The 26,980-nt window shown below is 55.7% G+C and carries 22 protein-coding genes and 1 pseudogene; 13 read left to right on the top strand and 10 right to left on the bottom strand.

The annotated features are described in order from the left end of the window. Positions 1 to 5: 5 nt before the first annotated feature. A complete protein-coding gene (locus ACTJI7_RS19140; protein ID WP_248036943.1) occupies positions 6 to 1,625 on the bottom strand; it encodes an ABC-F family ATP-binding cassette domain-containing protein in 1,620 nt (539 codons plus the stop codon). A gap of 840 nt (positions 1,626 to 2,465) precedes the next feature. On the opposite strand from ACTJI7_RS19140, the pseudogene ACTJI7_RS19135 reads away from it, so the two are divergent. Both ACTJI7_RS19135 and ACTJI7_RS19130 read left to right on the top strand, forming a co-directional pair. Next, positions 2,466 to 2,645: pseudogene (locus ACTJI7_RS19135) on the top strand (hypothetical protein); the annotation flags it as partial. Next, the gene (locus ACTJI7_RS19130; protein WP_286088285.1) at positions 2,573 to 2,983 is read left to right on the top strand and encodes a hypothetical protein; all 411 of its coding nucleotides are present in this window, start codon (positions 2,573 to 2,575) and stop codon (positions 2,981 to 2,983) included. The pseudogene ACTJI7_RS19135 and the gene ACTJI7_RS19130, both read left to right, overlap by 73 nt. Positions 2,984 to 3,076: 93 nt before the next feature. Here ACTJI7_RS19130 and glyS read toward each other — a convergent pair whose 3' ends face one another. The 3 genes from glyS to ACTJI7_RS19115 all read right to left on the bottom strand — a co-directional run bounded on the left by glyS (position 3,077) and on the right by ACTJI7_RS19115 (position 6,533). Then, positions 3,077 to 5,146, bottom strand: coding sequence for a glycine--tRNA ligase subunit beta (gene glyS, locus ACTJI7_RS19125; protein ID WP_440670591.1), 2,070 nt, complete (start codon positions 5,144 to 5,146; stop codon positions 3,077 to 3,079). Between the two features lie 9 nt (positions 5,147 to 5,155). Then, complete coding sequence (gene glyQ / locus ACTJI7_RS19120; RefSeq protein ID WP_003860141.1) at positions 5,156 to 6,067, bottom strand: glycine--tRNA ligase subunit alpha; 912 nt, start codon at positions 6,065 to 6,067, stop codon at positions 5,156 to 5,158. A gap of 160 nt (positions 6,068 to 6,227) precedes the next feature. After that, positions 6,228 to 6,533 carry a YsaB family lipoprotein gene (locus ACTJI7_RS19115; protein ID WP_440670589.1) on the bottom strand — a complete coding sequence of 102 codons (306 nt, stop codon included), beginning with the start codon at positions 6,531 to 6,533 and terminating at the stop codon, positions 6,228 to 6,230. 182 nt (positions 6,534 to 6,715) lie between these two features. Here ACTJI7_RS19115 and ACTJI7_RS19110 point away from each other — a divergent pair, with 182 nt between their 5' ends. Beyond that, positions 6,716 to 7,711, top strand: coding sequence for an acyltransferase (locus ACTJI7_RS19110; protein ID WP_100171100.1), 996 nt, complete (start codon positions 6,716 to 6,718; stop codon positions 7,709 to 7,711). Here the strand turns inward: ACTJI7_RS19110 and ACTJI7_RS19105 are convergent. The 4 genes from ACTJI7_RS19105 to xylA all read right to left on the bottom strand — a co-directional run bounded on the left by ACTJI7_RS19105 (position 7,704) and on the right by xylA (position 12,105). Beyond that, positions 7,704 to 8,624: a GlxA family transcriptional regulator gene (locus tag ACTJI7_RS19105; RefSeq protein WP_045260023.1), complete on the bottom strand. Its 921-nt coding sequence runs from the start codon at positions 8,622 to 8,624 to the stop codon at positions 7,704 to 7,706. The two genes, ACTJI7_RS19110 and ACTJI7_RS19105, sit on opposite strands and share 8 nt — an antisense overlap. Then, entirely contained in the window at positions 8,624 to 9,163 is a 540-nt protein-coding gene (locus ACTJI7_RS19100) for an isochorismatase family protein (protein ID WP_440670586.1), read from the bottom strand. Before ACTJI7_RS19100 ends, ACTJI7_RS19105 begins: the two co-directional genes overlap by 1 nt. A gap of 103 nt (positions 9,164 to 9,266) precedes the next feature. Continuing rightward, positions 9,267 to 10,721, bottom strand: a complete 1,455-nt coding sequence (gene xylB / locus ACTJI7_RS19095; protein WP_248071814.1) for a xylulokinase — start codon at positions 10,719 to 10,721, stop codon at positions 9,267 to 9,269. A gap of 61 nt (positions 10,722 to 10,782) precedes the next feature. Next, positions 10,783 to 12,105, bottom strand: a complete 1,323-nt coding sequence (gene xylA / locus ACTJI7_RS19090; RefSeq protein WP_088204493.1) for a xylose isomerase — start codon at positions 12,103 to 12,105, stop codon at positions 10,783 to 10,785. A gap of 371 nt (positions 12,106 to 12,476) precedes the next feature. On the opposite strand from xylA, the gene xylF reads away from it, so the two are divergent. The 4 genes from xylF to xylR all read left to right on the top strand — a co-directional run bounded on the left by xylF (position 12,477) and on the right by xylR (position 17,454). Next, entirely contained in the window at positions 12,477 to 13,469 is a 993-nt protein-coding gene (gene xylF / locus ACTJI7_RS19085) for a D-xylose ABC transporter substrate-binding protein (RefSeq protein ID WP_041911619.1), read from the top strand. A gap of 72 nt (positions 13,470 to 13,541) precedes the next feature. Further along, positions 13,542 to 15,083, top strand: a complete 1,542-nt coding sequence (locus ACTJI7_RS19080) for a xylose ABC transporter ATP-binding protein (protein WP_063155184.1) — start codon at positions 13,542 to 13,544, stop codon at positions 15,081 to 15,083. Continuing rightward, positions 15,061 to 16,242 (top strand): xylose ABC transporter permease XylH, encoded by a 1,182-nt coding sequence (xylH, locus tag ACTJI7_RS19075; protein WP_028015066.1) that lies wholly within the window; start codon positions 15,061 to 15,063, stop codon positions 16,240 to 16,242. The genes ACTJI7_RS19080 and xylH overlap by 23 nt, the downstream gene beginning before the upstream one ends. A gap of 33 nt (positions 16,243 to 16,275) precedes the next feature. Continuing rightward, complete coding sequence (gene xylR / locus ACTJI7_RS19070) at positions 16,276 to 17,454, top strand: D-xylose utilization transcriptional activator XylR (protein WP_041911622.1); 1,179 nt, start codon at positions 16,276 to 16,278, stop codon at positions 17,452 to 17,454. 39 nt (positions 17,455 to 17,493) lie between these two features. Here xylR and ACTJI7_RS19065 read toward each other — a convergent pair whose 3' ends face one another. After that, positions 17,494 to 18,318 (bottom strand): protein bax, encoded by an 825-nt coding sequence (locus tag ACTJI7_RS19065; RefSeq protein ID WP_045630274.1) that lies wholly within the window; start codon positions 18,316 to 18,318, stop codon positions 17,494 to 17,496. A 314-nt stretch (positions 18,319 to 18,632) separates the two neighbouring features. Between ACTJI7_RS19065 and ACTJI7_RS19060 the strand changes: the two genes are divergently transcribed. Together ACTJI7_RS19060 and avtA are read left to right on the top strand one after the other, a co-directional pair. Beyond that, on the top strand, positions 18,633 to 20,663 hold the full coding sequence (locus tag ACTJI7_RS19060; protein ID WP_063155185.1) for an alpha-amylase: 2,031 nt from the start codon (positions 18,633 to 18,635) through the stop codon (positions 20,661 to 20,663). Positions 20,664 to 20,863: 200 nt separating this feature from the next. Beyond that, positions 20,864 to 22,120 (top strand): valine--pyruvate transaminase, encoded by a 1,257-nt coding sequence (gene avtA, locus ACTJI7_RS19055; RefSeq protein WP_048958461.1) that lies wholly within the window; start codon positions 20,864 to 20,866, stop codon positions 22,118 to 22,120. Positions 22,121 to 22,124: 4 nt separating this feature from the next. Here avtA and yiaJ read toward each other — a convergent pair whose 3' ends face one another. Further along, on the bottom strand, positions 22,125 to 22,943 hold the full coding sequence (yiaJ, locus tag ACTJI7_RS19050) for an IclR family transcriptional regulator YiaJ (RefSeq protein WP_041911625.1): 819 nt from the start codon (positions 22,941 to 22,943) through the stop codon (positions 22,125 to 22,127). Positions 22,944 to 23,167: 224 nt separating this feature from the next. On the opposite strand from yiaJ, the gene yiaK reads away from it, so the two are divergent. Genes yiaK through ACTJI7_RS19030 form a run of 4 tightly spaced genes read left to right on the top strand, consistent with a single transcriptional unit; the run spans position 23,168 to position 26,959 of the window. Then, on the top strand, positions 23,168 to 24,166 hold the full coding sequence (gene yiaK / locus ACTJI7_RS19045) for a 3-dehydro-L-gulonate 2-dehydrogenase (RefSeq protein ID WP_041911626.1): 999 nt from the start codon (positions 23,168 to 23,170) through the stop codon (positions 24,164 to 24,166). 10 nt (positions 24,167 to 24,176) lie between these two features. Continuing rightward, complete coding sequence (locus ACTJI7_RS19040; RefSeq protein ID WP_045630272.1) at positions 24,177 to 24,644, top strand: YhcH/YjgK/YiaL family protein; 468 nt, start codon at positions 24,177 to 24,179, stop codon at positions 24,642 to 24,644. A 26-nt stretch (positions 24,645 to 24,670) separates the two neighbouring features. Beyond that, entirely contained in the window at positions 24,671 to 25,597 is a 927-nt protein-coding gene (locus ACTJI7_RS19035; protein WP_045260032.1) for a DUF4862 family protein, read from the top strand. 42 nt (positions 25,598 to 25,639) lie between these two features. After that, positions 25,640 to 26,959 carry an MFS transporter gene (locus ACTJI7_RS19030; protein ID WP_041911629.1) on the top strand — a complete coding sequence of 440 codons (1,320 nt, stop codon included), beginning with the start codon at positions 25,640 to 25,642 and terminating at the stop codon, positions 26,957 to 26,959. The last annotated feature ends 21 nt before the right edge of the window (positions 26,960 to 26,980 follow it).

Raw genomic sequence — 26,980 nt, 5'->3', positions numbered from 1 at the left:
TGTGTTTAAAGGCTCTCGAAACGCCAGCCCGTCTCTTCCCACACCATCTCGTGCGTCAACGTTAACCCTTTTAAAAACGCATCATCGTGTGACACCACCAGCAGCGCGCCGGGGAAACCAGCCAGCGCCGCTTCAATAGCCTGCACTGAAGCCAGATCCAGATGGTTGGTCGGTTCATCCAGCAACAGGAGCTGCGTGGCCTCCCCGCGCCAAAGCACGCAGGCCAGCGCAGCCTTCAGACGCTCACCGCCGCTCAGTTCCGCCAGCGGGAGCGAGACTTTGTCGGCCCCCAGCTGAAGCTGGGCTAAACGGGTACGTAAAATACCCTCTTCCAGGGGCGTATTGCCCAGGTTGAGGTGCGTCATGACCGACTGCGACAGATCGAGCCGGGAAAGATGCTGATCGAGATAAGCACAGCTGACCGACACCTTGCAGGTTCCTGAGCGTGGACTAATGTCGCCGAGGATGGCTTTCAACAGCGTCGATTTCCCGCAGCCGTTCGGACCTTTTAGCGTCACCCGCATTGGCCCGTCCATCCGCCAGCTAAGCGGAGGAACAGGCACATGCGGCAGCACCAGATCTTCCAGCACCAGCACCTGTTTACCTTCCGGGATCTGACTCCCCGGCAGGGTAAACATCACCGGGTTATCTTCTTCAACCCGCTCACGCGCCTTGTTTACCGCGGCATTCAGGGCTTCATTTTGCTCGCTGTGCTGTTTTTTCCAGGCGCCGATACGTTCCTTTGCCGCGCCTTTGTATTTGACGCGTTCAAACGACGCGATATTCAGGGTATCGACGGTGCGTAATGTTTTTGCCGAGCGCCGCTGGCTGTCGTCATGCTCTTTTTGCATACGAGCGCGGGTGCGTTTGCGCTCCGTGGCCGCATGTTCCAGCGCCGCGCGGGCCGCCTGCTGTTCGGCATCGCGCTGGGTTTGATAATCCGCATAATTCCCACCGTAGCTGCGCAGCCCGCCGCTGCTTAGCTCAAGAATACGCGGCACCTGCGCCAGCAGCTCACGGTCATGGGAGGCGACGAGCACGCCGCCCTGATAACGGGCAAGCTGGTCGTAGAACCACGCCCGTCCTTGTCGATCCAGATGGTTAGTCGGTTCGTCCAGCAGCAGGAAATCCGCTTCAGCCGTAAATGCCCCGCACAGCAGCGCGCGAATACGCTCGCCGCCGCTGAGCTCACCGGCTGGCTTATCTGGATCAAACGGCGGAAGTTTCGCCCGGGCAAACGCCTCGCCAAGACGTTCAGCTAAATCCCAGAATCCATCAAGCATTTCCAGATCGTCAGGCTGGTAATCGCCGCTGTCGATACGCGCTCGCGCCGCGAAGATGGCCTCGTACCCGAGCAGCTCAGCCAGCGTCGTGTGCGGCAAAATGTCCTGCTGCTGAGCCACATAGACATGGGTTCCGGTACGTTCAATATGCCCGCTTGCAGGCTCATCAAGCCCCGCCAGCAGACGCAGCAGACGCGTTTTCCCGCTGCCGTTGCGGCCAACCAGAGCGCACAGAGACGGCTCCAGAGAAAAACTCAGCGGACCAAAAAGGGTATCGCCCGTCGCAAACTGACAGGTGACCTGATGCAGAATAAAAGAAGGGGACTGCGCAAAATGAGCCATAAGCACTCCTGAATGAAATCAAAACATCCCCTGCCCACGCGGTGGCGTTTAGCAAGGATCGAAATTCATCAGTCGTGTTTGTTCATTTTTGGGGGGCGCTCCAGAGCGAGAAATTTAACGGAGATAAGGATAGCGGTAATGGGTTGACCATTTCAAGGTTAAATTTTGGACGATTTGTACTCCCTCTCCCTTTGGGCTGAGGGATCCCCACCAAATATTGCTTGCACAGACGGCCCCCTCTCCCTTGAGGGAGAGGGCTGGGGTGAGGAGAAGCATACGACTCTGGTGGTCATTCCGTTCACTTTATGTTCCTTGCTACTCTGTAACGACAATACCCGTGAACGTGCCAGGGTGGCTCAGTCGCCACCACCCTGGCTACCCGGGCTCCCGGCGGTAAATCGCCGCTACGCGGTACCTTCGGCTTATTCCTTCCGGCTTATCGGGGACGGGCGGAGGTAACATCCCTGTAAAGCCCGCCCTCTCGGCGCATCCATGCGCCTCGCCCCGGCCTGCAGGAAACGCCTCAGCGATTTACAGCCGGACCATAGCGTCGCTGTAAGACCTCTGCCCGCAGTATGCTTTTCATTGCGGTAATTTTGCGAGTCTCTTTCCAGAAATGGTAATATCCTCAGTGGCATAGCTCAAATCTATTGCCGCCTGTTTTGATGAGCAGTAAGTTCTCTTTGCACCTGCAAAATCAGGTGCCGGGTTTAGCATCCTGGCTTATCTTATCGGCGGCACATTATGTGCAGCATGCTTTGCTACATCTCAATGGTGGGCTGAGCAGGGGCATCGAAAGATGCGCCGGTATCCGATAAGGCCGGTAATGCTAACTCTGTTCAGTCCACCACCAGCGAAGTTAGCATTTCCGGTGGTGGAAGCTTTATCACTTATCGGAGGCTGCCAATATGGCTACTACCCCAACCCAAGCTCATTCTTTATTCACCCTGCCCTTCAACCACGCCACCGACTTCACCGAACTGGCGGATAACTGCGAACGTTTTACCGACGCACTGGTAGATTGCGAAGAACCCGCCCCGAAAATGGCGCTTTACGGCAGACTTTATGCCTGTCTGAATCTTCTGCAACCCACGCTTCTGGAACCTGTTCCGGACGCTTTAAAAGCCAGCCTGACCGTGAAGGAACTCCCGTCACGCGTTCCGGCTTTCGAACCCGAATGCGATCAGCTGGGGCGCTACTGTCAGGAGCTTACGCAGATGCTGATGAACGGCTCACTGTCGCGACAATCTGAAATCGTGATGGAAGATTTGCTGTGCGAGCTGGTCAGCTACTTTGCTGATACGCTGAAGGCACCGCGCTGGCTGCAGACAGACGAAGGCACAATCGCGATCGGCTAAACCTGCCGGATGGCGCTGCGCTTATCCGGTCTACAAAAGACCCATAAAAAAACCCGCCGAAGCGGGTTTTTAGCATTTGTTACAACGGGCACATTACTGCAGCAGCGAAATATCCGCCACGCGCAGGAACAGCTCGCGCAGTTTTTCGAGCATGGAGAGACGGTTAATACGCAGTTCTTTATCTTCTACGTTCACCATCACTTTCTCGAAGAAGGCGTCGATCACTTCACGCAGCTCCGCCAGCTCCACCAGCGCTTCCTGGTAGCGACCTTCCGCGAAGTACGGCTCGAGCTTGTCGCGCAGCACCACAACCTGCATCGCCAGAGCAATCTCTTCCGGCTCTTTCAGGGTTGCGGCGTTTACGCGCTCGTTCAGCGTCTCGTCGGATTTCGCCAGGATGTTGGATACACGCTTGTTGGCCGCGGCCAGGGCAGATGCCGCTTCCAGGGTACGGAAGTGGGAAACCGCCTTCATACGCGCATCGAAATCAGCCGGACGGGTTGGACGACGCGCCAGCACCGCCTGAATGGTGTCGACGGTGTAACCTTCGTCCTGATACCACGCGCGGAAACGGCCGAGCATAAAGTCGATCACGTCATCCACAACGTTCGCGTTGGTCAGCTTGTCGCCGTACAGACGCACCGCTTCTTCGGTCAGGGTCTGCAGATCAAGGTTCAGGTTCTTCTCAACGATGATGCGCAGCACGCCCAGCGCGGCACGACGCAGCGCAAACGGGTCTTTATCGCCTTTCGGATGCTGGCCGATGCCGAAGATACCCGCCAGGGTGTCCATCTTATCGGCAATCGCTACAGCGCAGGCAACCGGGTTGGACGGCAGATCGTCGCCCGCAAAGCGCGGCTGATACTGCTCGTTCAGAGCTACGGCCACGTCTTCCGCTTCGCCATCGTGACGCGCGTAGTGCATGCCCATTACGCCCTGGGTGTCGGTGAATTCGAACACCATGTTGGTCATCAGGTCGCATTTGGAGAGCAGGCCCGCGCGGGTCGCGTGGTTAACGTCGGCACCGATTTCACGGGCGATCCAGCCGGACAGCTCCGCGATACGGTCGGTTTTGTCGCGCAGCGTACCCAGCTGCTGCTGGAACAGCACGGTCTGCAGGCGCGGCAGGTTATCTTCCAGACGCTTTTTACGGTCGGTATTGAAGAAGAACTCGGCATCCGCCAGACGCGGGCGCACCACTTTCTCGTTACCAGAGATAATCTGGCTCGGATCTTTCGATTCGATGTTCGCCACGAAGATGAAGTTTGGCAGCAGCTTGCCGTCGTTGGCATAAACCGGGAAGTACTTCTGGTCACCCTTCATGGTGTAAACCAGCGCTTCTGCCGGAACAGCCAGGAATTTCTCTTCGAATTTCGCGGTCAGCACAACCGGCCATTCCACCAGAGAAGTGACCTCTTCCAGCAGACTGTCGCTCAGATCGGCATTACCGCCAATCTTACGCGCCGCTTCTTCCGCGTCCGCTTTAATTTTGGCTTTACGCTGTTCGTAGTCGGCAATCACTTTACCGCGTTCCAGCAGGATCTGCGGATACTGGTCGGCATTGTCGATGGTGAACTCTGGCTCGCCCATAAAGCGGTGGCCGCGGATCACGCGATCGGACGCCACGCCCAGAATGGTCGCCGGGATAACGGTGTCGCCCAGCAGCAGGGTCACGGTGTGTACCGGACGCACGAAGTGCACGTCGGACGCGCCCCAGCGCATCAGCTTAGGAATCGGCAGCTTCGCCAGCGAAGTGGCGATCATTTTTGGCAGCAGCGCTTCCGCGCTTTCGCCTTTCACGTGGGCACGATACAGCAGCCATTCGCCTTTATCGGTGGTCAGACGCTCGGCCTGATCGACGGTGATGCCGCAGCCGCGCGCCCAGCCTTCGGCAGCCTTGCTTGGCTTGCCTTCCGCATCAAACGCCTGGGCAATCGCCGGGCCACGTTTTTCAACTTCACGATCCGGCTGAGACGCCGCCAGATTTGCCACTTTCAGCGCCAGACGACGCGGTGCAGCAAACCACTCAATTTTACCGTGCGCCAGGCCAGCGTTATCCAGCTCGGCGGTCACATTCGCAGCAAAAGATTCAGCCAGGCTGCGCAGGGCTTTTGGTGGCAGCTCTTCGGTGCCGATTTCCACCAGGAAAGTTTTCTCAGACATGGCCGCCTCTTATTTGTTTCGGTTGCACATCGGGAAGCCAAGGGCTTCACGGGACGCGTAGTAAGCTTCTGCAACGGCTTTGGTCAGGGTGCGAATACGCAGAATGTAGCGCTGACGTTCAGTCACGGAGATCGCTTTGCGGGCGTCCAGCAGGTTGAAGCTGTGGGCGGCCTTCAGAATACGCTCGTAGGCAGGCAGCGGCAGCGGAGTTTCCAGCGCCAGCAGCTGCTGTGCCTCTTTCTCGTACTGCTCGAAGCAGGTGAACAGGAAGTCCACGTCCGCGTATTCGAAGTTATAGGTGGATTGCTCCACTTCGTTCTGATGGAACACGTCGCCGTAGGTGGTTTTACCCAGCGGGCCGTCGCTCCAGACCAGGTCGTAAACGCTGTCTACGCCCTGAATGTACATGGCCAGACGTTCCAGACCGTAGGTGATTTCACCGGTGATCGGCTTACATTCCAGACCGCCAACCTGCTGGAAGTAGGTGAACTGGGTCACTTCCATGCCGTTCAGCCACACTTCCCAACCGAGACCCCAGGCACCCAGCGTTGGGTTTTCCCAGTTGTCTTCCACGAAACGGATGTCGTGGATGGTTGGATCCATACCCAGCTCTTTCAGTGACCCGAGGTACAGTTCCTGAATGTTGTCGGGTGATGGCTTAATCACCACCTGGAACTGATAGTAATGCTGCAGACGGTTCGGGTTTTCACCGTAACGACCATCGGTCGGACGACGGGAAGGCTGCACATACGCGGTCGCCATTGGCTCTGGGCCCAACGCGCGCAGGCTGGTCATCGGGTGTGAAGTGCCGGCGCCGACTTCCATGTCCAAAGGTTGAACAATGGTACAGCCCTGACGAGCCCAGTAATCCTGTAAGGTCAGGATCAGGCCCTGGAAGGTCTTGGTATCAAACTTTTGCATAGTATTTCGTGCTGGATACGTGTGGTTTTAAATGGAAGGGACCAGTATACCCGCTGGCTGCAAGATATACAGTACGAAACGGGGTTGTTTAGGGAAAATTGGGAAATAAGCCTTCCGGCCAGAACGCTGGCGGCGTCTGGTTGTTGATTATGCGAGCAGGCTAGCGCATGGAGAGATGTAAAAACTGACCGTCCGCATCAAACGAGCAGACAAAGCCCTCTTTACGCGCAGTATACCCTCTAAGCTCATAGCTGCCCTGAAAGCGCTCGAATCCGATGACGTTAATTTTCTGAACGTTCGAGTTATAGCGCCGAGCGGCCCGCTCTTTACAGAGCGCTTCCATATTCAGCGAACGCTCCGGGCTTATTTTTCCCTGCTGCGCTTTTTGCACGGGGACTTCCTGTGGCGCACTGCATCCTGCCAGCATCAACAGCAGAAAGAGTGATGCCACACGCTTCATCATCATTTTTATTACCGTCCTGGTCAGCGGCTGTTATTTTTAATATCAACACTTTTATAGATTAAGGTCTGCCATTCTGCGAATCTCGCGGTCTCCCGGCAAGCCTGCGCATAAAACTCAGAATTTTCCAAACGAAGACTTTTGGACAATGGGAGTCCCACTCACTTTAAAGGGAATACGAGGAACTGATGCCGTCAAAAATTAACTGGATTGATAACCTGCGCGGAATAGCGTGTCTGATGGTGGTCATGATCCACACGACGACCTGGTATGTCACGAATGCCCACAGCATCAGCCCCGTTAACTGGGATATTGCCAATATCCTCAACTCCGCGTCGCGCGTCAGCGTGCCGCTGTTTTTTATGATTTCCGGCTTTCTCTTTTTTGGCGAGCGTAGCGCGCAGCCGAGGCACTTCGTCCGCATCGCGGCCTGTCTGGGGTTCTACAGCGCCGTTGCCCTGCTCTATATCACCCTGTTTACCTCCATTAACGCCGGGTTATCCCTCAAATATTTGCTGCAAAAACCGGTTTTCTACCACCTGTGGTTCTTCTTCGCCATCATCGTTATCTATCTGGTCTCTCCGCTCATTCAGGTGAAAAACGTCAGCGGGAAAATGCTTCTGGCCCTGATGGTGGTGATTGGCATTGTCGCCAACCCGAACACGGTCTCACAGAAAATCGACGGTTTCGAATGGTTGCCGGTAAACCTCTATATCAACGGCGACACCTTCTACTACGTGCTTTACGGCATGCTGGGGCGCGCCATCGGGATGATGGACACGCAAAAGCGCGGTCTGAACTGGCTCTGCGGAGCGCTGTTTATCGCCGGCGTGGCGGTGATTTCACGCGGGACGCTACATGAGCTTCAGTGGCGCGGCAATTTTGCCGATACCTGGTATCTGTATTGCGGGCCGATGGTCTTTATCTGTGCCGTATCGCTGCTCACGCTCGTTAAAAACACCTTGAACGCGCGTCCCCTTCCCGTGCTGGGCTTTATCTCGCGGCACTCGCTGGGAATTTACGGTTTTCACGCGCTGGTGATCCACGCCCTGCGAACAAGGGGCGTTGAGCTCAAAAGCTGGCCGGTGCTGGATATCGTCTGGATTTTTGCCGCTACGCTGGTTATCAGCCTGCTGCTGTCGATGCTGCTGCAAAAAATCGACGCGCGCCGCTTCGTCAGCTAACGCTGCGCTGCCGGGCGCGGTGGTACTGGCGCGGGGAGGAGAAGCCTGCCGCCAGCGAGGCCTGTTCCACGCCGCGCCCCTGCATCAGCCACTGCTCCGCCACCGCCAGACGCAGCTGCTCCAGATAATCGCGGACGCTAATCCCTAAATGCGTCTGGAAAAGCCGGGTGAGATGGCGCGGGCTGACGTGCGCCAGTGCGGCGATATCAGGCAAGCTCCACGTTTTTTGCGGCTCGGCGGTGAGCGCATCCTGCGCCCGATGGATCGCCGGATGAAGATGGTTGCGATAGCGCAGCCACGGTGAAAGCTGGGGATCGTCACCGGAACGGCGGAACCAGACCACCATCTCGCGCGCCACGGCCAGCGCCTTTTCGGGACCGCACAGGCGGTTAATCATATGCAGCGCCAGATCGATGCCCGACGTGATCCCCGCGCTGGTCCAGATATTCTCGTCCTGTACAAAGATGCGGTTTTCTTTAATCGTCGCCGTGGGAGCCACAGTGCGTAAACGGCTGATAACGTCATGATGGGTTGTGCACTGTTTGTTATTCAGCAGGCCCGATTTCGCCGCCAGCAGTGCACCAGAACAGACGCACATCACCGTGATATCCCGGCGCTGAATGACCGGCTGCAGACGCATTAGCCAGTGCTGGATCTGCTGCGCCTGCGGCGTTGAGAACTGAACGCGGGAGTCGCTCACCCCCGGCAGGACCAGCAGACTCCCCGGAGGCAGACTTTCCGGCAACGGCTGGATGCCGCCCATCGTCAGGCCTATCGACGTCGGCACGTCCGGTTGCGGCCCAATGTAATGCAGACGAAACGCGTCGCCAGCCAGCACAAAGGTCTCCGCCGGGCCTGACATATCCAGTGCCAGTACCCCGGGTAACATCACGAACCAGACGTCGATGCGCATTATAGTGACTCCAGCGTCTCCGCTACCGTTTTAATTTCGGCAAAACGCCCGGCCAGTACCGTCTCGGTACGATGGCGAATTTCCGCTGCGCTCAGGGTAATGCCCTTGTACATCATGGGAAACGTCAGCGTTGCCTCGCTCACAAACGTCACAGCATAACCCAGATCGGATGCTACCCGAGCGGTGGTTTCACAGCATTGTTCCGTGCGAATGCCGCAGATAATCAGCTTGTTGATATCACGCTCGCGCAGCCAGCGGTCAAGCCCGGTATCCGTGAAGGCATTATGGACGTGTTTCTGGAAAACCACATCCGGCTGATGACGCAAAAAGGCCATCGGTTTGACATAGCCGCTTTGCAGCGTGAAGGGGCCGTCTTCATCCACATGAAAAATATCAACAACTGGAATACCGCGCGCCTGGCAGCCTTCAATCAGCCCCAGCATCGCCTGCTGAAAGGCAGGAATGTCGCCCTCCTGCCAGTAAGGGCGATGATGGAAGGACTGCTGAGTATCAATATTGATGAGTGCAATGCGTGACATGATAAATCTCCTCGCCAGTGGGTGTGTCACCATACTGGCAAGGAAAGAGAGGCACGCACAGACCAAAAAAGGACATCCTCGTGCCTCTGTCGGACAAGCGAGTTTATGACATCAGCGGCAGCAGCTGCTGATAGATTTTGCGGAACACCTCGCGCCTTTCTGCATAACGGGCATGTCCTGCCGCGTCAGGCACATGCGCCTGTTCAAGCGTAAGCTGCGGCAGCAGCTGCGAAAGCGGCTTGTCCGGGTTCATAGCGATCTGCGCCAGACGCGCGGCGCCGAGCGCGGGGCCAACATCCCCTCCCGTGCGGAAATCCAGCTGCAACCCGCTAATATCCGCCAGCATCTGTCGCCAGTAAGGGCTTCGCGCGCCGCCGCCAATCAGGGTGACGCTCGCCGGTTTCAGGCCGCAGTCGTGCACTACATCCATTCCGTCGGCCAGCGCATACCCCACACCTTCCAGAACCGCACGCGCCAGCTCTGCCGGGCCGTGCTGATGGGTTAGGCCAAAGAATACCCCTTTCGCTTCCGGGTTGTTGTGCGGCGTACGCTCGCCAGAAAGATAGGGTAAAAACCAGACGGTACTCGCCGCGTCATCCGCCTGCTGCGCCGCCGCAATAAGTGCCGGAACGTCCGCCATGCCGGTAAGCTTCGCCGCCCAGTCCAGGCAGGATGCCGCGCTCAGCATCACCGACATCAAATGCCATTTTCCCGGAAGCGCATGACAGAAACTGTGCACAGCGCTTTCGGGATTGCTGCGATAGCCGTCGCTGACGGCAAAATAGACCCCAGAGGTTCCCAGCGACAGCATCGCCTGCCCCGTCTCAACCATCCCGACACCCACGGCACCCGCCGCGTTATCACCGCCCCCGGCCACCACCGGTACGGCAGGCATATTCCAGCGTTCCGCAACGTCTGGCAGCAGCGTACCCGTCACCTCACAGCCTTCGAACAGCGCGGGCATATGTTCCCGGGTCAGATGGCAGGCATCCAGCATCGCCTCGCTCCAGTCGCGCTTCGCCACGTCGAGCCACATGGTGCCCGCGGAATCGGACATGTCGCTGGCGAAATCGCCTGTCATGCGAAAACGCAGATAGTCTTTCGGCAGCAGGACTTTCGCCACCTGACGGAAAATCTCCGGCTCGTGGCGCTGTACCCACAAAAGTTTTGGTGCGGTGAAGCCCGGCATCATCAGGTTGCCCGTAATCTCGCGGGACGTGGGCACACGCGCTTCAAGGATTGCGCACTCTTCCGCACAGCGGCCATCGTTCCAGAGAATAGCCGGGCGCAGAACGCGATGCTGGCTATCCAGCAACGTTGCACCATGCATTTGTCCGGCAATGCCCAGCGCTTTCACGTCGCGCAGGCTGTGCTGCTCGCCTAAGGCTTTCATCGCGCGATCCGTCGCCTGCCACCACTGCTCCGGGTCCTGCTCCGACCACAGCGGATGCGGGCGTGAAACCTGCAGCTTTTCAGTCTGCGTTGCTAACACGTCGCCCTGCTCGCTTAACAGGATGGCTTTCACACCCGATGTGCCAAGATCGATCCCGATATACATTGTGGTGACTCCTTTGACAGAAATGCCCGGTGGCGCTTCCGCTTACCGGGCCTGGATGCTGTTATTTATCGAACAGGTAGTGATTAACCAGGTTTTCCAGCAATTCCTGATGCCCGCTCTGGTGCTGCGGCGCCAGCTGCTGTTGTTCAGCGTACTTCGCGATGTCCGCAAGCGATAACTGACCCTTCAAAATTTGCTGGCCCAGCTCACTGTTCCAGCCGCTGTAGCGCTTCGCCACGCGCTTATCCAGCTCGCCGTCTTCAATCATACGCGCCGCCACTTTCAGCGCCAGCGCCATGGTGTCCATCGCGCCAATGTGGCCGTAGAACAGATCGTATTTGTCGGTGCTCTGGCGACGCACCTTGGCGTCAAAGTTAAGGCCGCCGGTGGTGAAACCGCCCGCTTTGACGATCTCGTACATCACCAGCGCATTCTCTTCCACGCTGTTCGGGAACTGGTCGGTATCCCAGCCCAGCTGCGGATCGCCGCGGTTCGCATCTACCGATCCGAAGATGCCCAGCGCAATCGCAGAGGCAATTTCGTGATGGAATGAGTGGCCCGCCAGGGTAGCGTGGTTAGCCTCAATATTCACTTTGATCTCTTTTTCCAGACCAAACTGCTTCAGGAAGCCATACACGGTGGCGACATCATAGTCGTACTGATGCTTGGTTGGTTCCTGCGGTTTAGGCTCGATCAGCAGCGTGCCGCGGAAGCCGATTTTGTGCTTATGGTCGACAACCATCTGCATAAAACGGCCAATCTGCTCGCGCTCCTGGCGCAGGTCGGTATTGAGCAGGGTTTCATAGCCTTCACGGCCGCCCCACAGGACATAGTTTTCGCCGCCCAGCTGATGCGTAGCGTTCATTGCCGTCACCACCTGCGTAGCCGCCCAGCTAAACACTTCCGGATCCGGGTTGGTGGCCGCACCCGCACCGTAGCGTGGGTTGGTGAAGCAGTTTGCCGTACCCCAGAGCAGCTTCACGCCGCTTTGCTGCTGTTTTTCTGCCAGCACGTCCACCATCTGCGCAAAATTGTTCAGGTACTCTTTCAGCGACGCCCCTTCCGGCGATACGTCAACATCATGGAAGCAGTAGTACGGCACGTTCAGCTTGTGGAAGAACTCAAACGCCACATCGGCTTTGCGTTTCGCCAGCTCGATGGCCTCACCCGGCTGTTGCCACGGACGGTCAAAGGAACCCACGCCGAACATATCGGCGCCGTTCCAGCAGAAGGTATGCCAGTAACAGGCGGCAAAGCGCAGATGATCTTCCATGCGCTTACCCAGCACCAGCTCATCCGGATTGTAGTGACGAAATGCTAAAGGATTGGTCGTTTTTGGGCCTTCGTAACGAACGCGATCGAGTTGGTCGAAATAAGCTTGCATATTGAGCTCCATAATCAGGGTATGCGGCGAGTCGTTGATTCAGGAGTAATAGTGAATAGACATTTTGGGTTGCTCAATTACGTTATTTCACACTGCTATTGAGAGAATGCACAACTGTGCGCTGGCTCGCAAAATAATGCGCAGACAAACTATTTTTCGGCGCGCATTCCAGAATCAAATGTAATTAAGGCGTTACGAATTTTAAAATCCGATCGCGGTCATAAATTCAGAAATAAACCAAATATCGTAATGAGAAGATAAAAATCTGTAATTGCCAGCCCGCCTTTCCGCGTTAAAAATTTGCTGCGACCCAGCAGTGAATGTTTCTTTTATCTCAGCAACACATACCCCTACAAAAAGGCCTAATAATTATGAAGATAAAGAACCTGACCCTAACGCTCTGCACTACGCTCCTCCTTGTAAGCTTTGCAGGACATGCCAAGGAGGTCAAAATTGGCATGGCGATTGATGATCTGCGTCTGGAGCGCTGGCAAAAAGATCGCGATATTTTTGTGAAAAAAGCGGAATCACTCGGTGCGAATGTGTTTGTTCAGTCGGCTAACGGCAATGAAGAAACGCAAATGTCGCAGATCGAGAATATGATCAACAGGGGAGTCGATGTTCTGGTCATTATCCCTTATAACGGCCAGGTATTAAGTAACGTGGTGAAAGAAGCGAAGCAGGAAGGCATAAAAGTTCTCGCTTATGACCGCATGATTAATAACGCCGATATTGATTATTATATTTCCTTCGACAATGAAAAAGTGGGCGAATTACAGGCGCAAAGCCTGATCGACAAAGTGCCTCAAGGCAATTATTTCCTGATGGGCGGTTCGCCGGTGGATAACAACGCCAAACTGTTCCGCGAAGGGCAAATGAAGGTCCTTAAGCCGTACATCGACAGCGGCAAAATTAAGGTGGTCGGCGATCAGTGGGCCGACGGATGGTTACCAGAAAATGCCCTGAAGATTATGGAAAATGCGCTGACGGCCAATAACAACAAAATTGATGCTGTCGTGGCCTCCAACGATGCCACAGCAGGCGGGGCTATTCAGGCTCTGAGTGCCCAGGGACTGGCCGGTAAAGTCGCGATTTCTGGTCAGGATGCCGACCTGGCGGGCGTAAAACGCATTATCGCAGGAACTCAGACCATGACGGTCTACAAACCGATTACCGAACTTGCCAATACGGCGGCGGAAATTGCCGTTGAGCTGGGCAACGGTAAGCAACCTAAAGCAGATGCAACGCTGAATAACGGCCTGAAAGACGTTCCGGCTCGCCTGCTCACGCCAATTGAAGTCAATAAAGAGAACATTGACGCCACCGTTATTAAAGACGGTTTCCACAAGAAGAGCGAACTGTAATCCGGCGCTGCCCCTGCTCTGCGGGGGCGCATCACGTTGTACTGTTCTTCCCTCGGGTTATGTGGAGCAGTTATGCCTTATTTACTTGAAATGAAAAGCATCACCAAGCGCTTCGGCGCGGTGAAAGCCGTCGACAACGTCAGTCTCCGGTTGAACCCTGGCGAAGTGGTTTCGCTGTGTGGCGAGAATGGTTCGGGCAAATCAACGCTGATGAAAGTCCTGTGTGGGATCTACCCGCACGGCAGTTACGAAGGCGAAATTGTCTTTGCCGGTGAAGTCATCCAGGCGACGCACATTCGCGACACCGAACGTAAAGGCATCGCCATCATCCACCAGGAGCTGGCGCTGGTGAAACATCTCACCGTGCTGGAGAACATCTTCCTCGGAGCCGAGATTTCCCGCCACGGCGTGCTGGATTACGACACCATGACGCTCCGCTGTGAAAAGCTGCTGGCGCAGGTGAGCCTCAACATTTCACCGGATACCCGCGTGGGCGACCTGGGCCTGGGGCAACAGCAGCTGGTCGAAATTGCGAAGGCGCTGAATAAACAGGTCAGGCTGCTGATCCTCGATGAGCCAACGGCGTCGCTCACCGAACAGGAAACTGCGGTTCTGCTCAATATCATCCGCGATCTGCAAAACCACGGTATCGCCTGCATCTACATTTCGCACAAGCTGAACGAGGTAAAAGCCATTTCGGACACCATCTGCGTGATCCGCGACGGGCAACACATCGGCACGCGTGAAGCTGCGGGCATGAGTGAAGATGACATCATCACCATGATGGTGGGCCGCGAGCTGACCGCGCTCTACCCGAATGAGCCCCACACTAAGGGCGATGAAGTGCTGCGCGTGGAAAACCTGACCGCGTGGCACCCCGTTAACCGCCACATTAAGCGGGTCAATAACGTTTCGTTTTCCCTTCACAGCGGCGAAATTCTTGGGATTGCTGGGCTCGTCGGTGCCGGGCGTACCGAAGCCGTGCAGTGCCTGTTTGGCGTGTGGCCAGGGCGCTGGGAGGGCACGATATATATAGACGGCCAGCCCGTGAGAATCGACAACTGCCAGCAGGCGATTGCCCGCGGCATTGCAATGGTGCCGGAAGACCGCAAAAAAGACGGCATCGTACCGGTCATGGCGGTGGGTAAAAACATCACCCTTGCGGCACTCGATCGGTTCTCCGGCGCGCTGAGCAGCCTGGATGATGCCGCCGAGCAGCAGTGCATCCTTCAGTCACTTGCCCGGCTGAAGGTCAAAACCTCCTCGCCGGAATTGGCGATTGGCCGATTGAGCGGTGGTAACCAGCAGAAGGCGATTCTGGCGCGCTGTCTGCTCCTCAATCCACGCATATTAATCCTTGATGAGCCGACGCGCGGGATCGATATCGGTGCCAAATACGAAATCTACAAACTGATTAATCAGCTTGTACAGCAAGGGATTGCCGTCATTGTCATCTCGTCTGAGTTACCCGAAGTGCTCGGCCTGAGCGACCGCGTACTGGTCATGCACGAGGGGAAACTGAAAGCCAACCTGATTAACCAGAACCTGACGCAAGAGCAGGTGATGGAAGCCGCTTTAAGGAGCGAACGTCATGTCGAAAAGCAATCCGTCTGATATCAAAGTCGCTGTTCCGACGCCCGGCGCGTTCGCGGGGCTAAAAGCGCTGAACCTGCAGGTTTTCGTGATGATCGCGGCGATTATCGTCATCATGCTGTTCTTCACGTGGATGACGGATGGCTCGTACTTAAGCGCGCGTAACGTCTCAAACCTGCTCCGCCAGACCGCCATCACCGGCATCCTGGCCGTGGGCATGGTGTTCGTGATCATCTCTGCGGAAATCGACCTGTCGGTCGGGTCGATGATGGGTCTTCTCGGCGGCGTGGCGGCCATTTTTGACGTCTGGCTCGGCTGGCCGCTGCCGCTGACCGTGGCGGTGACGCTGGTACTGGGGCTGGTTTTAGGGGCCTGGAACGGCTGGTGGGTTGCCTATCGGAAGGTGCCATCGTTTATCGTCACCCTGGCGGGAATGCTGGCCTTCCGCGGGATCCTGATCGGTATCACTAACGGCACGACCGTCTCCCCGACCAGCGCGGCGATGTCGCAAATTGGCCAGAGTTACCTCCCGGATAGCATAGGCTTTACGATCGGCGTGGTGGGACTGCTGGCGTTTGTCGCGTGGCAATGGCGTGGACGTATGCGCCGTCAGGCGCTGGGTCTTGCGTCGCCAGCGTCAACGTCCGTGGTAGGACGTCAGGCGCTGACGGCGGTCATTGTGCTGGGCGCCATCTGGCTTCTTAACGACTATCGCGGCGTTCCGACGCCGGTACTGCTGCTGGCGCTGTTACTGCTCGGCGGCATGTTTATGGCGACGCGCACCGCGTTTGGCCGTCGTATTTATGCCATCGGCGGCAACCTTGAAGCTGCTCGCCTGTCGGGTATTAACGTCGAACGTACCAAGCTGGCGGTTTTCGCCATTAACGGCCTGATGGTCGCTATCGCCGGGTTGATCCTCAGCTCGCGTCTGGGGGCAGGCTCTCCTTCCGCCGGTAACATCGCCGAGCTGGATGCTATCGCTGCCTGCGTCATCGGTGGCACCAGCCTCGCAGGCGGTATCGGTAGCGTGGCGGGCGCGGTCATGGGGGCATTTATCATGGCGTCGTTGGATAACGGGATGAGTATGATGGACGTCCCGACGTTTTGGCAGTATATCGTCAAGGGGGCCATTCTTTTACTGGCAGTCTGGATGGACTCTGCCACCAAGCGACGAGCCTGATAACCGCATTGTGACTTAATTGGGAAGCGAGCCATGTTTGAAAAGCGTCACCGCATTACGTTGTTATTCAATGCCAACAAAGCCTACGACCGTCAGGTGGTAGAAGGCGTGGGTGAATATTTGCAGGCGTCGCAATCCGAATGGGATATTTTTATTGAAGAAGATTTCCGCACCCGTCTGGAGAACATCAAAGACTGGCTGGGTGATGGCGTTATCGCCGACTATGACGATCCCATCATCGAGCAGCTGCTAACCGACGTCGACGTGCCGATTGTGGGCGTCGGCGGCTCGTATCATTCACCCGAACACTACCCGCCGGTCCACTACATCGCCACCGATAACCATGCTCTGGTCGAGGCCGCCTTTCTCCATTTAAAGGAGAAAGGCGTCCATCGCTTCGCGTTTTATGGTTTACCCGCCACCAGCGGCAAGCGCTGGGCAGTTGAGCGTGAACATGCGTTTTGCCAGCTGGTCGCGCAGGAGAAGTACCGCGGCGTGGTCTATCAGGGGCTGGAAACCGCACCGGAAAACTGGCAGCACGCGCAAAACCGCCTGGCGGACTGGCTGCAAACGCTGCCACCGCAAACCGGCATTATTGCCGTGACGGACGCCCGCGCCCGACACGTGCTGCAGGTCTGCGAACATTTGCATATCCCGGTGCCCGAAAAACTGTGCGTGATTGGCATTGATAACGAAGAACTGACCCGCTACTTGTCCCGCGTGGCGCTCTCCTCCGTAGCACAGGGCACACGTCAGATGGGCTATCAGGCGGCAAAGCTGTTGCACCGTCTGCTGGATAAAGAGGCTCTGCCGCTTCAGCGCCTGCTGGTTCCCCCCGTCCGCGTCGTTGAGCGTCGCTCAACCGATTATCGCTCCCTAAGCGACCCGGCCGTCATCCAGGCCATGCACTATATCCGCAACCACGCCTGCAAAGGGATTAAGGTCGATCAGGTCCTGGACTCGGTGGGCATTTCCCGCTCGAATCTGGAGAAGCGATTCAAAGAAGAGGTGGGCGAAACCATTCATGCCGTCATTCATGCGGAAAAGCTGGAGAAGGCCCGCAGCCTGCTTGTCTCCACGTCACTGTCGATCAACGAAATCTCGCAGATGTGCGGCTATCCGTCGCTGCAGTATTTCTATTCGGTGTTTCGCAAAGAGTATGACACCACGCCGAAAGAGTACCGGGATCGCCACAGCGAGGTGCTGATCTAGAAAAGGAAACGCCTTCCACTGGAAGGCGTTTTTTTGAGATTACATATGGGCGGCAATTAAGCGCTGGTTATCCTGGTACATAGCGAACAGATAGTTGTTATAGCTATTTCCCTTCGTCGAATACCCTTTTAGCTTGTGAATCATTGCGCTGGCCGTTACTTCCTGATCCGCTTTACGCAACTGAGCGCGTGATTTACGGAACGATGAGTAGGCCGGGTGCGTATTAAGATTTACCGCGTAAGCATTCACGGAATCTTTTACTGATTCAAACTGAGAATAGCCCTTCACTTTGCCGGGCGCATTATTACAACGCCCTTTCGCACATTTCATGCCGAACAGGTTGTTGTTATTACGCGCAAGCTTAGACGTTCCCCAGCCGCTTTCGGCTGCTGCCATGGTCGCTACCATGCTGCCTGGGATAATGTCCACACGCTCAAGGAGAGCATTCCACGGTACGCGACGCGTGTTACCGTTCCAGCTCAGTTTGTAGCGCTTCGTGATGTCTTTCAGACGCGCGCGTTCAGACGGCGACCAGCGGCTATCGTACTGTTTTGAAATTAACCAGTTACGATCCGCCGTAATCGCGGCATTTTGACTTGTTATGTAAGGCATTACCGTCCGGAGAAACGCTTTTTTTCTTGGTGTTCCGGAAGGGTATTTTCGCAAATCAGGAAGTGAACTACTCTTTGCACTATTGCGAGAATACTCTTGTTTACTGCTAACCTTACTACTTGTCGTCTTTATTACGTGGGCTTTCTTACTCGTTGTATCCGTGTGCGTCTTCGCAAGCACCCCACCCGAAAATGTCGTGGTGAGTAACATGAGTATCGCGGCCCCATATCGTCGAATGGGAGTCGATATCATTAGGTCTCCTGGTCGGATGTAATCATCCCAACACCTTATTTTTTTCACAAATTTGAGAGCGGAATCTCAAATCATATCAAAAATAGACTTCAAGAGCACGTATAGAAATAGTCCAAATCCGAAACTATGTCACCTGAAACTTGCTCATAAAAACATCATTCCTGAAAAAATGTGTGCGATATCGCAGATAACTGTCTCATTTCGCGCGGGATCACTCATCCTCACAGATCCTCCCGACAGAAAGCGATGGGGGATGAGTTTTTAACCACAACCTGATGGCACACTGGTCAAAAATGCCGCGACAGGAAAATGGAATGAAACGCACCGCATTAGCTTTTCTGATGTTACCCGCTCTGGCACATGCCGACTGGTCATCGCCGGGGTTTGACGCATTTCGCGCCGAAGGCACCGGGGTTTTCACCAGCCAGGCAAAGCTTGCGAAGGGTACGCGTCCTCTGACGCTGGGTTTTGACAAGACGTGCTGGCAGCCTTCGGAGGCGATAAAACTCAATGAGATGCTGTCGCTCAAGCCCTGCGACGGGTCTCCGCCGCAGTGGCGCCTTTTCCGCGACGGTGAATACCAGATGCGGATTGATACCCGATCCGGCACGCCCACGCTGCTGCTGACAATTCAGAGCACCGCAGAACAGCCGGTTGCAAGCGTTATCCGCCAGTGCCCGAAGTGGGACGGTAAACCGCTGACGCTGGACGTCAGCCATACCTTCCCGGAAGGCACCGTGGTGCGTGATTTCTACAGCAAACAGACCGCGACGGTGCAGAACGGAAACATAACCCTGCAGCCAGCCGCCAGCAGTGGTGGCCTGCTGCTGCTTGAGCGCGCCGAAACCGACAAACCAGCGCCGTTTAGCTGGCAGAACGCCACCGTCTATTTTGTGCTAACCGACCGCTTTGTGAATGGCGACCCGGGCAACGACAACAGCTACGGTCGCCACAAAGACGGCATGCAGGAGATTGGCACCTTCCACGGTGGCGATCTTAAAGGGCTCGCCAGCAGGCTCGACTATTTACAGCAGCTGGGGGTGAACGCGCTCTGGATAAGTTCCCCGCTTGAGCAGATCCACGGCTGGGTAGGCGGTGGCACCAAAGGGGACTTCCCACACTATGCCTATCACGGCTACTACACCCAGGACTGGACGAAGCTCGATGCCAACATGGGCACCGAGGATGATCTGCGCCATCTTGTTGATGAAGCGCACAGGCGCGGCATTCGCATCCTGTTCGATATCGTCATGAACCACGCGGGCTACGCGACACTTGCGGACATGCAGGAGTACCAGTTTGGCGCGCTGTATCTGCAGGGTGATGAGCTGAAAAAGACCCTGGGCGACCGCTGGACGGACTGGAAGCCGGGCGCGGGCCAAAGCTGGCATAGCTTCAACGATTACATCAACTTTAGCGACAAAGCCGCATGGGAAAAATGGTGGGGCAAGAAATGGATCCGCACCGACATTGGTGATTACGACAACCCCGGCTTCGACGATTTAACCATGTCGCTGGCGTTCCTACCGGATCTGAAAACGGAATCCACCGCCCCTTCCGGATTACCCAACTTTTATCAGCATAAGCCCGATACCCACGCGAAAGCCATCCCGGGATATACCCCGCGCGACTATCTCACCCACTGGCTCAGCCAGTGGGTGCGCGACTACGGCATTGACGGTTTCCGGGTGGATACCGCGAAGCACGTCGAGCTTGCGGCCTGGCAACAGTTAAAGGACCAGGCTAGTCAGGCGCTGGCCGCGTGGAAAGGGGCCAACCCGGACAAAAAGCTCGATAACGCACCGTTCTGGATGACCGGCGAGTCCTGGGGTCACGGAGTGATGCAAAGCGACTATTACCGCCACGGTTTCGACGCGATGATCAACTTTGATTATCAGGAGCAGGCGGCAAAAGCGGTGGATTGCCTGGCCGATATGGATCTCACCTGGCAGCAGATGGCGGAAAAGCTGCAAAGCTTCAACGTGCTGAGCTATCTCTCCTCCCATGACACACGCCTGTTCCGCGAAGGAGGCCAGCGCGCTGCGGAGCTGCTCCTGCTGGCACCGGGCAGCGTACAAATCTATTACGGTGATGAATCCGAGCGTCCGTTTGGCCCGACGGGGTCTGACCCGCTGCAGGGTACCCGCTCGGATATGAACTGGCAGGACGTGACGGGCAAGCAGGCCTTAACCGTCGCCCACTGGCAAACGCTGGGCCAGTTCCGCGCCCGCCATCCGGCGATCGGTGAAGGCAAGCAAACCACGCTGTCGCTGAAAGAGGGGTACGGCTTCGTGCGCGAGCATAAGGGCGATAAGGTGATGGTGGTATGGGCGGGTAATCAATAATTATCCCCCCCTCACCCTGGCCCTCTCCCCGCATGGGGAGAAGGCCGGGGTGAGGGGTGAAACCCAACAGAACTATTCACTACACAAATCCCTCTCGACCATACAAAACAACAAATCCGACCACATCTCCCGATTTGCACCAGCACAGTGCTAGCGTTATGGTTACCCACTTTCAAAATAAGCTCGATAGAACACCTGCTATGACGTTTTCACTTTTTGGCGACAAATTCACCCGCCATTCAGGCATTACTCGCCTGATGGAGGACCTCAACGACGGGCTGCGCACACCGGGCGCCATCATGCTCGGCGGCGGAAACCCGGCGCAAATTCCGGAGATGACAACCTATTTCCAGACGCTGCTCGCGCAGATGCTGGAAAACGGCAAAGCGACCGATGCGCTCTGCAATTACGACGGTCCGCAGGGTAAAACCGAGCTACTGACTCTCCTTGCCAAAATGCTGCGTGAAGAGCTGGGCTGGGATATCGAACCACAGAATATTGCACTAACAAACGGCAGCCAGAGCGCGTTTTTCTACTTGTTTAACCTCTTCGCAGGGCGTCGTGCCGACGGCACCACCAAAAAGGTGCTGTTCCCGCTGGCACCGGAGTATATCGGCTATGCTGATTCCGGCCTGGAAGAGGATCTGTTCGTCTCCGCGCGCCCGAACATCGAGCTGCTGCCGGAAGGCCAGTTCAAATATCACGTCGATTTTGAACACCTGCATATTGGTGAAGAGACGGGGATGATCTGCGTATCGCGCCCGACGAACCCAACGGGCAACGTGATTACCGACGACGAACTGATGAAGCTGGATGTCCTGGCGAACCAGCACGGCATCCCGCTGGTGATCGACAATGCCTACGGCGTGCCGTTCCCGGGCATTATCTTCAGCGAAGCACGTCCGCTGTGGAACCCGAACATTGTCCTGTGCATGAGCCTCTCCAAGCTGGGTCTGCCGGGCAGCCGCTGCGGCATCATCATCGCCAACGAGAAAATCATCACCGCCATTACCAATATGAACGGCATTATCAGCCTTTCACCGGGCGGTATCGGTCCGGCGATGATGTGCGAAATGATCAAGCGCAACGACCTGCTGCGTCTGTCTAATGAAGTCATCAAACCGTTCTATTACCAGCGCGTTCAGGAGACGATTGCGACGCTTCGCCGCTACTTACCGGAAGAACGCTGCCTGATCCACAAACCTGAAGGCGCGATTTTCCTGTGGCTGTGGTTTAAGGATTTGCCGATCACTACAGAACTGCTTTATCAGCGACTGAAAAAGCGTGGCGTGCTGATGGTGCCGGGCGATTACTTCTTCCCGGGTCTGGATAAGCCATGGCCGCACACCCACCAGTGCATGCGCATGAACTACGTGCCCGATCCGGCAAAAATCGAAGCGGGCATCAAAATTCTCGCCGAAGAAATTGAAAAAGCGTGGCACGAAGGCAGCCAGTAACACGCTACCCCTCACGCACGTTAAAACCCAGCTCTTTTGATATCGCCTCTGCCGTTTCGCGCAGAGGCTTGAGCAGGTTTTTCTCGCCAACCTGCTTCATGCGGGACGTCGACAGCGAAATGGAGATCGCATACGGCACGCGACCATGAATATCAAACACCGGCACGGCGATACAGGAGACACCCAGCTCGTTCTCTTCTTTATCCATTGCCATGCTGCGATCGCGAATTTCCGCCAGCTCATCGTACATAGCACTCAGTTCAGTGATGGTATTGCGCGTCAGCGGTTGAATCTGTTCCTGATGGCTTTGCCAGTAGCTGGCCACGTAATCCTGATGACCAAAGGCCATATAGATCTTGCCCATTGCAGAACAATAGAGCGGCATATGCTGTCCGATGTAAGCACGCGTACGCAGCATGCCGGTTGTCGGCTCGAGCTTATAAATTAGGATCGCGTGGTCATCTTCCCGACTGGAAAAGTTTACCGTTTCGCCAGTGGCAATGTTCAGCGCCTCAAGATGCGGGGCCGCCACGTGAATAATGTTGAGCGATGACAGCGCCTTTTGCCCGACAGCAATGAATTTAGTGGTCAAACGATAGCTGCCCGCCGCTGGCGCCGGGGTAACGTACCCGCACGACTGCAGACCCTGGAGTAACCGGTGGACGGTGCTCTTATTCAAACCTGCCAGTTCCGATAAATGCGCAAGCGGACACCCGTTCGGGTAGTTGCTGAGGATCTCAATCAGCATCAGGCCGCGAAACAGGCTCTGGCTGCCCGCTGGCCTCTCTTTTTCCTGCGTTATTTCGCTCTCTTTCATGCTCATCAAATCGCTCCTTTTTATCGCGCTCCTGATGGTAGCGCAAAGTGTGGTTTAGTTCACGATCTCAACAGAAAAAACACAACCAGTTGATTTTAATGCTTTTTGAAAAACGTGAATGTCGTTGATCTGATAAAAATTGATCGTTATATTTGAAATCAGATTTCGCATAGTGAAATTTAACGATAAAAAAGCGTTCGCACTTGCCCCTAAAAAACAGGAGAACAGGGATGAAAGTGACCTTCGAAGAGTTGAAAGCGGCGTTCAATCGGGTTCTGCTCGATCGCGGCATAAAAGTGGAGACTGCCGATGCCTGCGCAGAGATGTTTGCCCGCACCACCGAGTCCGGTGTCTACTCGCATGGCGTAAACCGCTTCCCGCGTTTTATTCAGCAACTGGATGCGGGCGACATCATCCCTGACGCCCAGCCACAACGGGTGACCTCATTGGGTGCCATCGAACAGTGGGATGCCCGACGCTCCATCGGCAACCTGACGGCGAAAAAGATGATGGATCGCGCTACCGAACTGGCATCCGACCACGGTATCGGCCTGGTGGCGCTGCGTAACGCCAACCACTGGATGCGCGGCGGCAGTTACGGCTGGCAGGCGGCTGAGAAAGGTTACATTGGAATTTGCTGGACCAACTCCATTGCAGTAATGCCTGCGTGGGGATCAAAAGAATGCTGCATCGGCACAAACCCGCTGATCGTCGCTATCCCGTCGAATCCTATCACCATGGTCGACATGTCGATGTCGATGTTCTCCTACGGCATGCTGGAAGTGAACCGCCTGGCCGGGCGCGAGTTGCCTGTAGATGGCGGCTTTGACGACGAGGGCAATCTCACCCGAGAGCCTGGCGTGATTGAGAAAAACCGCCGTATTCTGCCGATGGGCTACTGGAAAGGTTCAGGCTTATCCATCGTGCTCGACATGATCGCTACCCTGCTCTCTAACGGCTCTTCCGTCGCAGAAGTGACCCAGGACAACAGCGACGAATATGGCGTATCGCAGATCTTTATCGCTATTGAAGTGGATCGCCTGATCGACGGGCCAACCCGCGATGCCAAACTGCAACGCATCATGGACTTCATCACTACCGCCGAACGCGCTGATGAGAATGTTGCCGTTCGTTTGCCGGGACATGAATTCACGCGTCTGCAGGAAGAGAACCGTCGCAACGGCATAACCATTGACGACAGCGTATGGGCGAAAATCCAGTCTCTGTAAGGAGGGGATGATGATATTCGGACATATTTCGCAGCCCAATCCGTGTCGCCTGCCGCTGGCGATTGAAAAAGCGCTTCATTTTCTGCGCACCACGGATTTCACCACCCTGGAGCCAGGCGTGGTGGAAATTGAAGGCCGCACTATTTTTGCCCAGGTGCTCGACCTCACCACAAAGGAACAACACGAAAACCGTCCTGAAGTGCACCGCCGCTATCTGGATATTCAGTTTCTGGCCTGGGGTGAAGAGAAAATCGGTATCGCTATTGATACCGGCAATAACAAAATAAGCGAATCATTACTGGAACAGCGAGATATTATTTTTTATCACGACAGCGAAAATGAGTCGTTTATAGAAATGGTACCTGGCAGTTATGCCATATTTTTCCCGCAGGATGTTCATCGTCCTGCCTGTATTAAAAACAAGGAAACGGTAATTCGTAAAATTGTGGTGAAAGTGGCAATCAGCGAATTATTGTAATTTTCTGACGAATACAGGAACGCGAAATGACCAACACCGGTTTTATTATTGGTGCGTACCCCTGCGCACCCTCGTTTCACCAGAAAGGGGAACAAGAAGAACAATCCTTCTGGCGGGAACTTTCCGACACACCGTACATACGCGGGCTGGAACAACCTTGCCTGGAAAACCTTCATCCTTTCGGTGACGAGTGGCTGTTCCGTCATACGCCGGACGAGTGGCAAATCGTGGTCACGGCGGTGATGGAAACCATGCGCCGTCGTGGCACGAACGGCGCATTTGGTCTGGCATCAGCAGACGAAGAACAACGTAAAGCATGCGTTGAATTTTACCGGCATCTACACCAGAAAATTGACGCTGTAAATGTGCGTTTTCCGGGAAAAGTCATAGCCCTGGAGATGCAGGCGGCGCCGCAGGCCGGGAATGCATCCGTCGAACAGGCCACCGAGGCATTCTCCCGCTCAATCCGCGAAATTGTGAGCTGGAACTGGTCCTGCGATCTGGTGCTGGAACACTGCGATGCCATGACCGGACCTGCACCGCGTAAAGGTTTTTTACCCTTAGAACAGGTGCTGGAGGTGGTAAACGGAACCGACATCAGCGTCTGCATCAACTGGGCACGGTCGGCCATTGAAGGCCGTAATTCCACCGTTCCGCTTGAACACGTTCAGGCCGCATGTAAAGCCGGAAAATTGGGCGCGCTGATGTTCTCTGGCACCACCACACGCGGCGAATATGGCGAGTGGCAGGATCTGCACGCGCCGTTTTCTTCGTTCTGTGCCGACAGTTTAATGACGACTGAACAGGCTACATCACTCTTTACTGCGGCGAGCGCCGCAACATTGAAATTCTCCGGTATTAAATTACTGGAAATAAATGCTAATGCTGATGTCAGCCATCGCATCGCCATTTTGCGTGACGGCATTAGCGCTATGAATAAAGCGACACAATAAAAATAAAAACATATTCCGATTACATTCACAGAGACATTAACTATGAATATTTCAACGAATGCTCTACATGCGGATATTCCGCGCCAGCGCTGGCTAAGAATCATTCCACCTATTCTTATCGCCTGCATTATCTCTTACATGGACCGCGTAAATATCGCCTTTGCGATGCCCGGAGGTATGGATGAAGAACTGGGTATTTCCGCCACCATGGCAGGCCTGGCAGGCGGGATCTTCTTTATCGGCTATCTGTTCCTGCAGGTTCCGGGCGGCAAGATTGCTGTTCATGGTAGCGGCAAGAAGTTTATCGGTTGGTCCCTGGTCGCCTGGGCAGTCATCTCAGTCCTGACCGGTATTGTCACTAACCAGTATCAGTTGCTGGTGCTGCGCTTCTTACTCGGCGTGGCGGAAGGCGGGATGCTGCCCGTTGTGTTAACGATGATAAGCAACTGGTTCCCGGATGCCGAACGTGGCCGCGCCAACGCGATTGTGATCATGTTCGTGCCGATTGCCGGGATCATCACCGCGCCACTTTCTGGCTGGATTATTACCGCGCTCGACTGGCGCTGGCTTTTTATCATTGAAGGTTTGATGTCCATAGTGGTGCTGGTGCTGTGGGCGTTCACCGTTTACGACCGTCCGCAGGAAGCACGCTGGATCTCAGAGGCCGAGAAAAACTATCTGGTGCAAACGCTGGCCGCTGAACAGCAGGCCATCGCCGGAAAAGAGGTGAAAAATGCCTCATTGAGCGCCGTACTTTCCGATAAAACCATGTGGCAATTAATCGCCCTGAACTTCTTCTACCAGACCGGGATTTACGGTTATACCCTTTGGCTGCCCACCATCCTGAAAGAGCTGACGCACACCAGCATCGGCCAGGTAGGGGTGCTCGCCATTCTGCCTTACATCGGTGCCATTGCGGGGATGTTCCTGTTCTCTACGCTTTCTGACCGCACCGGCAAGCGCAAGCTGTTTGTCTCCCTGCCGCTGATTGGCTTCGCACTTTGCATGTTCCTCTCCGTGGCGCTGAAGGCAAACACCTGGCTGGCCTATGCCGCGTTGGTCGGCTGCGGATTCTTCCTGCAGTCCGCCGCTGGGGTGTTCTGGACGATTCCTGCACGTCTGTTTAGCGCCGAAATGGCAGGCGGTGCGCGCGGTGTGATCAATGCGCTTGGTAACCTCGGCGGATTCTGCGGCCCTTATGCGGTAGGCGTACTGATAACGCTGTACAGCAAAGATGCGGGAGTTTACTGCCTGGCGATTTCTCTGGCACTGGCGGCGCTGCTGGCACTGCTGTTGCCAGCGAAATGTGATGCCGGAGCAGAACCTAATCCCACGGTGAATCCGCATAAACGTGCGGCCTGATGCCCTCACCCAACCCACTAA

The organism is Enterobacter sp. 22499 (assembly GCF_052044815.1).
GTDB lineage: Bacteria > Pseudomonadota > Gammaproteobacteria > Enterobacterales > Enterobacteriaceae > Enterobacter > Enterobacter bugandensis.
Note: the sequence above shows the minus strand (reverse complement) of the source record. Positions and strands in the feature narration are given on the sequence as shown.

Bases quoted from the DNA above. Each gene is read 5' to 3' on its own strand.
- avtA (WP_048958461.1), top strand. From the start codon at position 20,864: ATGACGTTTTCACTTTTTGGCGACAAATTCACCCGCCATTCAGGCATT.
- ACTJI7_RS19115 (WP_440670589.1), bottom strand. From the start codon at position 6,533: ATGATGATGAAGCGTGTGGCATCACTCTTTCTGCTGTTGATGCTGGCA.
- ACTJI7_RS19080 (WP_063155184.1), top strand. From the start codon at position 13,542: ATGCCTTATTTACTTGAAATGAAAAGCATCACCAAGCGCTTCGGCGCG.
- ACTJI7_RS19100 (WP_440670586.1), bottom strand. From the start codon at position 9,163: ATGTCACGCATTGCACTCATCAATATTGATACTCAGCAGTCCTTCCAT.
- ACTJI7_RS19030 (WP_041911629.1), top strand. From the start codon at position 25,640: ATGAATATTTCAACGAATGCTCTACATGCGGATATTCCGCGCCAGCGC.
- xylH (WP_028015066.1), top strand. From the start codon at position 15,061: ATGTCGAAAAGCAATCCGTCTGATATCAAAGTCGCTGTTCCGACGCCC.
- ACTJI7_RS19035 (WP_045260032.1), top strand. From the start codon at position 24,671: ATGACCAACACCGGTTTTATTATTGGTGCGTACCCCTGCGCACCCTCG.
- ACTJI7_RS19065 (WP_045630274.1), bottom strand. From the start codon at position 18,318: ATGATATCGACTCCCATTCGACGATATGGGGCCGCGATACTCATGTTA.
- yiaK (WP_041911626.1), top strand. From the start codon at position 23,168: ATGAAAGTGACCTTCGAAGAGTTGAAAGCGGCGTTCAATCGGGTTCTG.
- xylA (WP_088204493.1), bottom strand. From the start codon at position 12,105: ATGCAAGCTTATTTCGACCAACTCGATCGCGTTCGTTACGAAGGCCCA.
- xylR (WP_041911622.1), top strand. From the start codon at position 16,276: ATGTTTGAAAAGCGTCACCGCATTACGTTGTTATTCAATGCCAACAAA.
- xylF (WP_041911619.1), top strand. From the start codon at position 12,477: ATGAAGATAAAGAACCTGACCCTAACGCTCTGCACTACGCTCCTCCTT.
- xylB (WP_248071814.1), bottom strand. From the start codon at position 10,721: ATGTATATCGGGATCGATCTTGGCACATCGGGTGTGAAAGCCATCCTG.
- ACTJI7_RS19105 (WP_045260023.1), bottom strand. From the start codon at position 8,624: ATGCGCATCGACGTCTGGTTCGTGATGTTACCCGGGGTACTGGCACTG.
- ACTJI7_RS19110 (WP_100171100.1), top strand. From the start codon at position 6,716: ATGCCGTCAAAAATTAACTGGATTGATAACCTGCGCGGAATAGCGTGT.
- yiaJ (WP_041911625.1), bottom strand. From the start codon at position 22,943: ATGAGCATGAAAGAGAGCGAAATAACGCAGGAAAAAGAGAGGCCAGCG.
- ACTJI7_RS19140 (WP_248036943.1), bottom strand. From the start codon at position 1,625: ATGGCTCATTTTGCGCAGTCCCCTTCTTTTATTCTGCATCAGGTCACC.
- ACTJI7_RS19060 (WP_063155185.1), top strand. From the start codon at position 18,633: ATGAAACGCACCGCATTAGCTTTTCTGATGTTACCCGCTCTGGCACAT.
- ACTJI7_RS19040 (WP_045630272.1), top strand. From the start codon at position 24,177: ATGATATTCGGACATATTTCGCAGCCCAATCCGTGTCGCCTGCCGCTG.
- glyS (WP_440670591.1), bottom strand. From the start codon at position 5,146: ATGTCTGAGAAAACTTTCCTGGTGGAAATCGGCACCGAAGAGCTGCCA.
- glyQ (WP_003860141.1), bottom strand. From the start codon at position 6,067: ATGCAAAAGTTTGATACCAAGACCTTCCAGGGCCTGATCCTGACCTTA.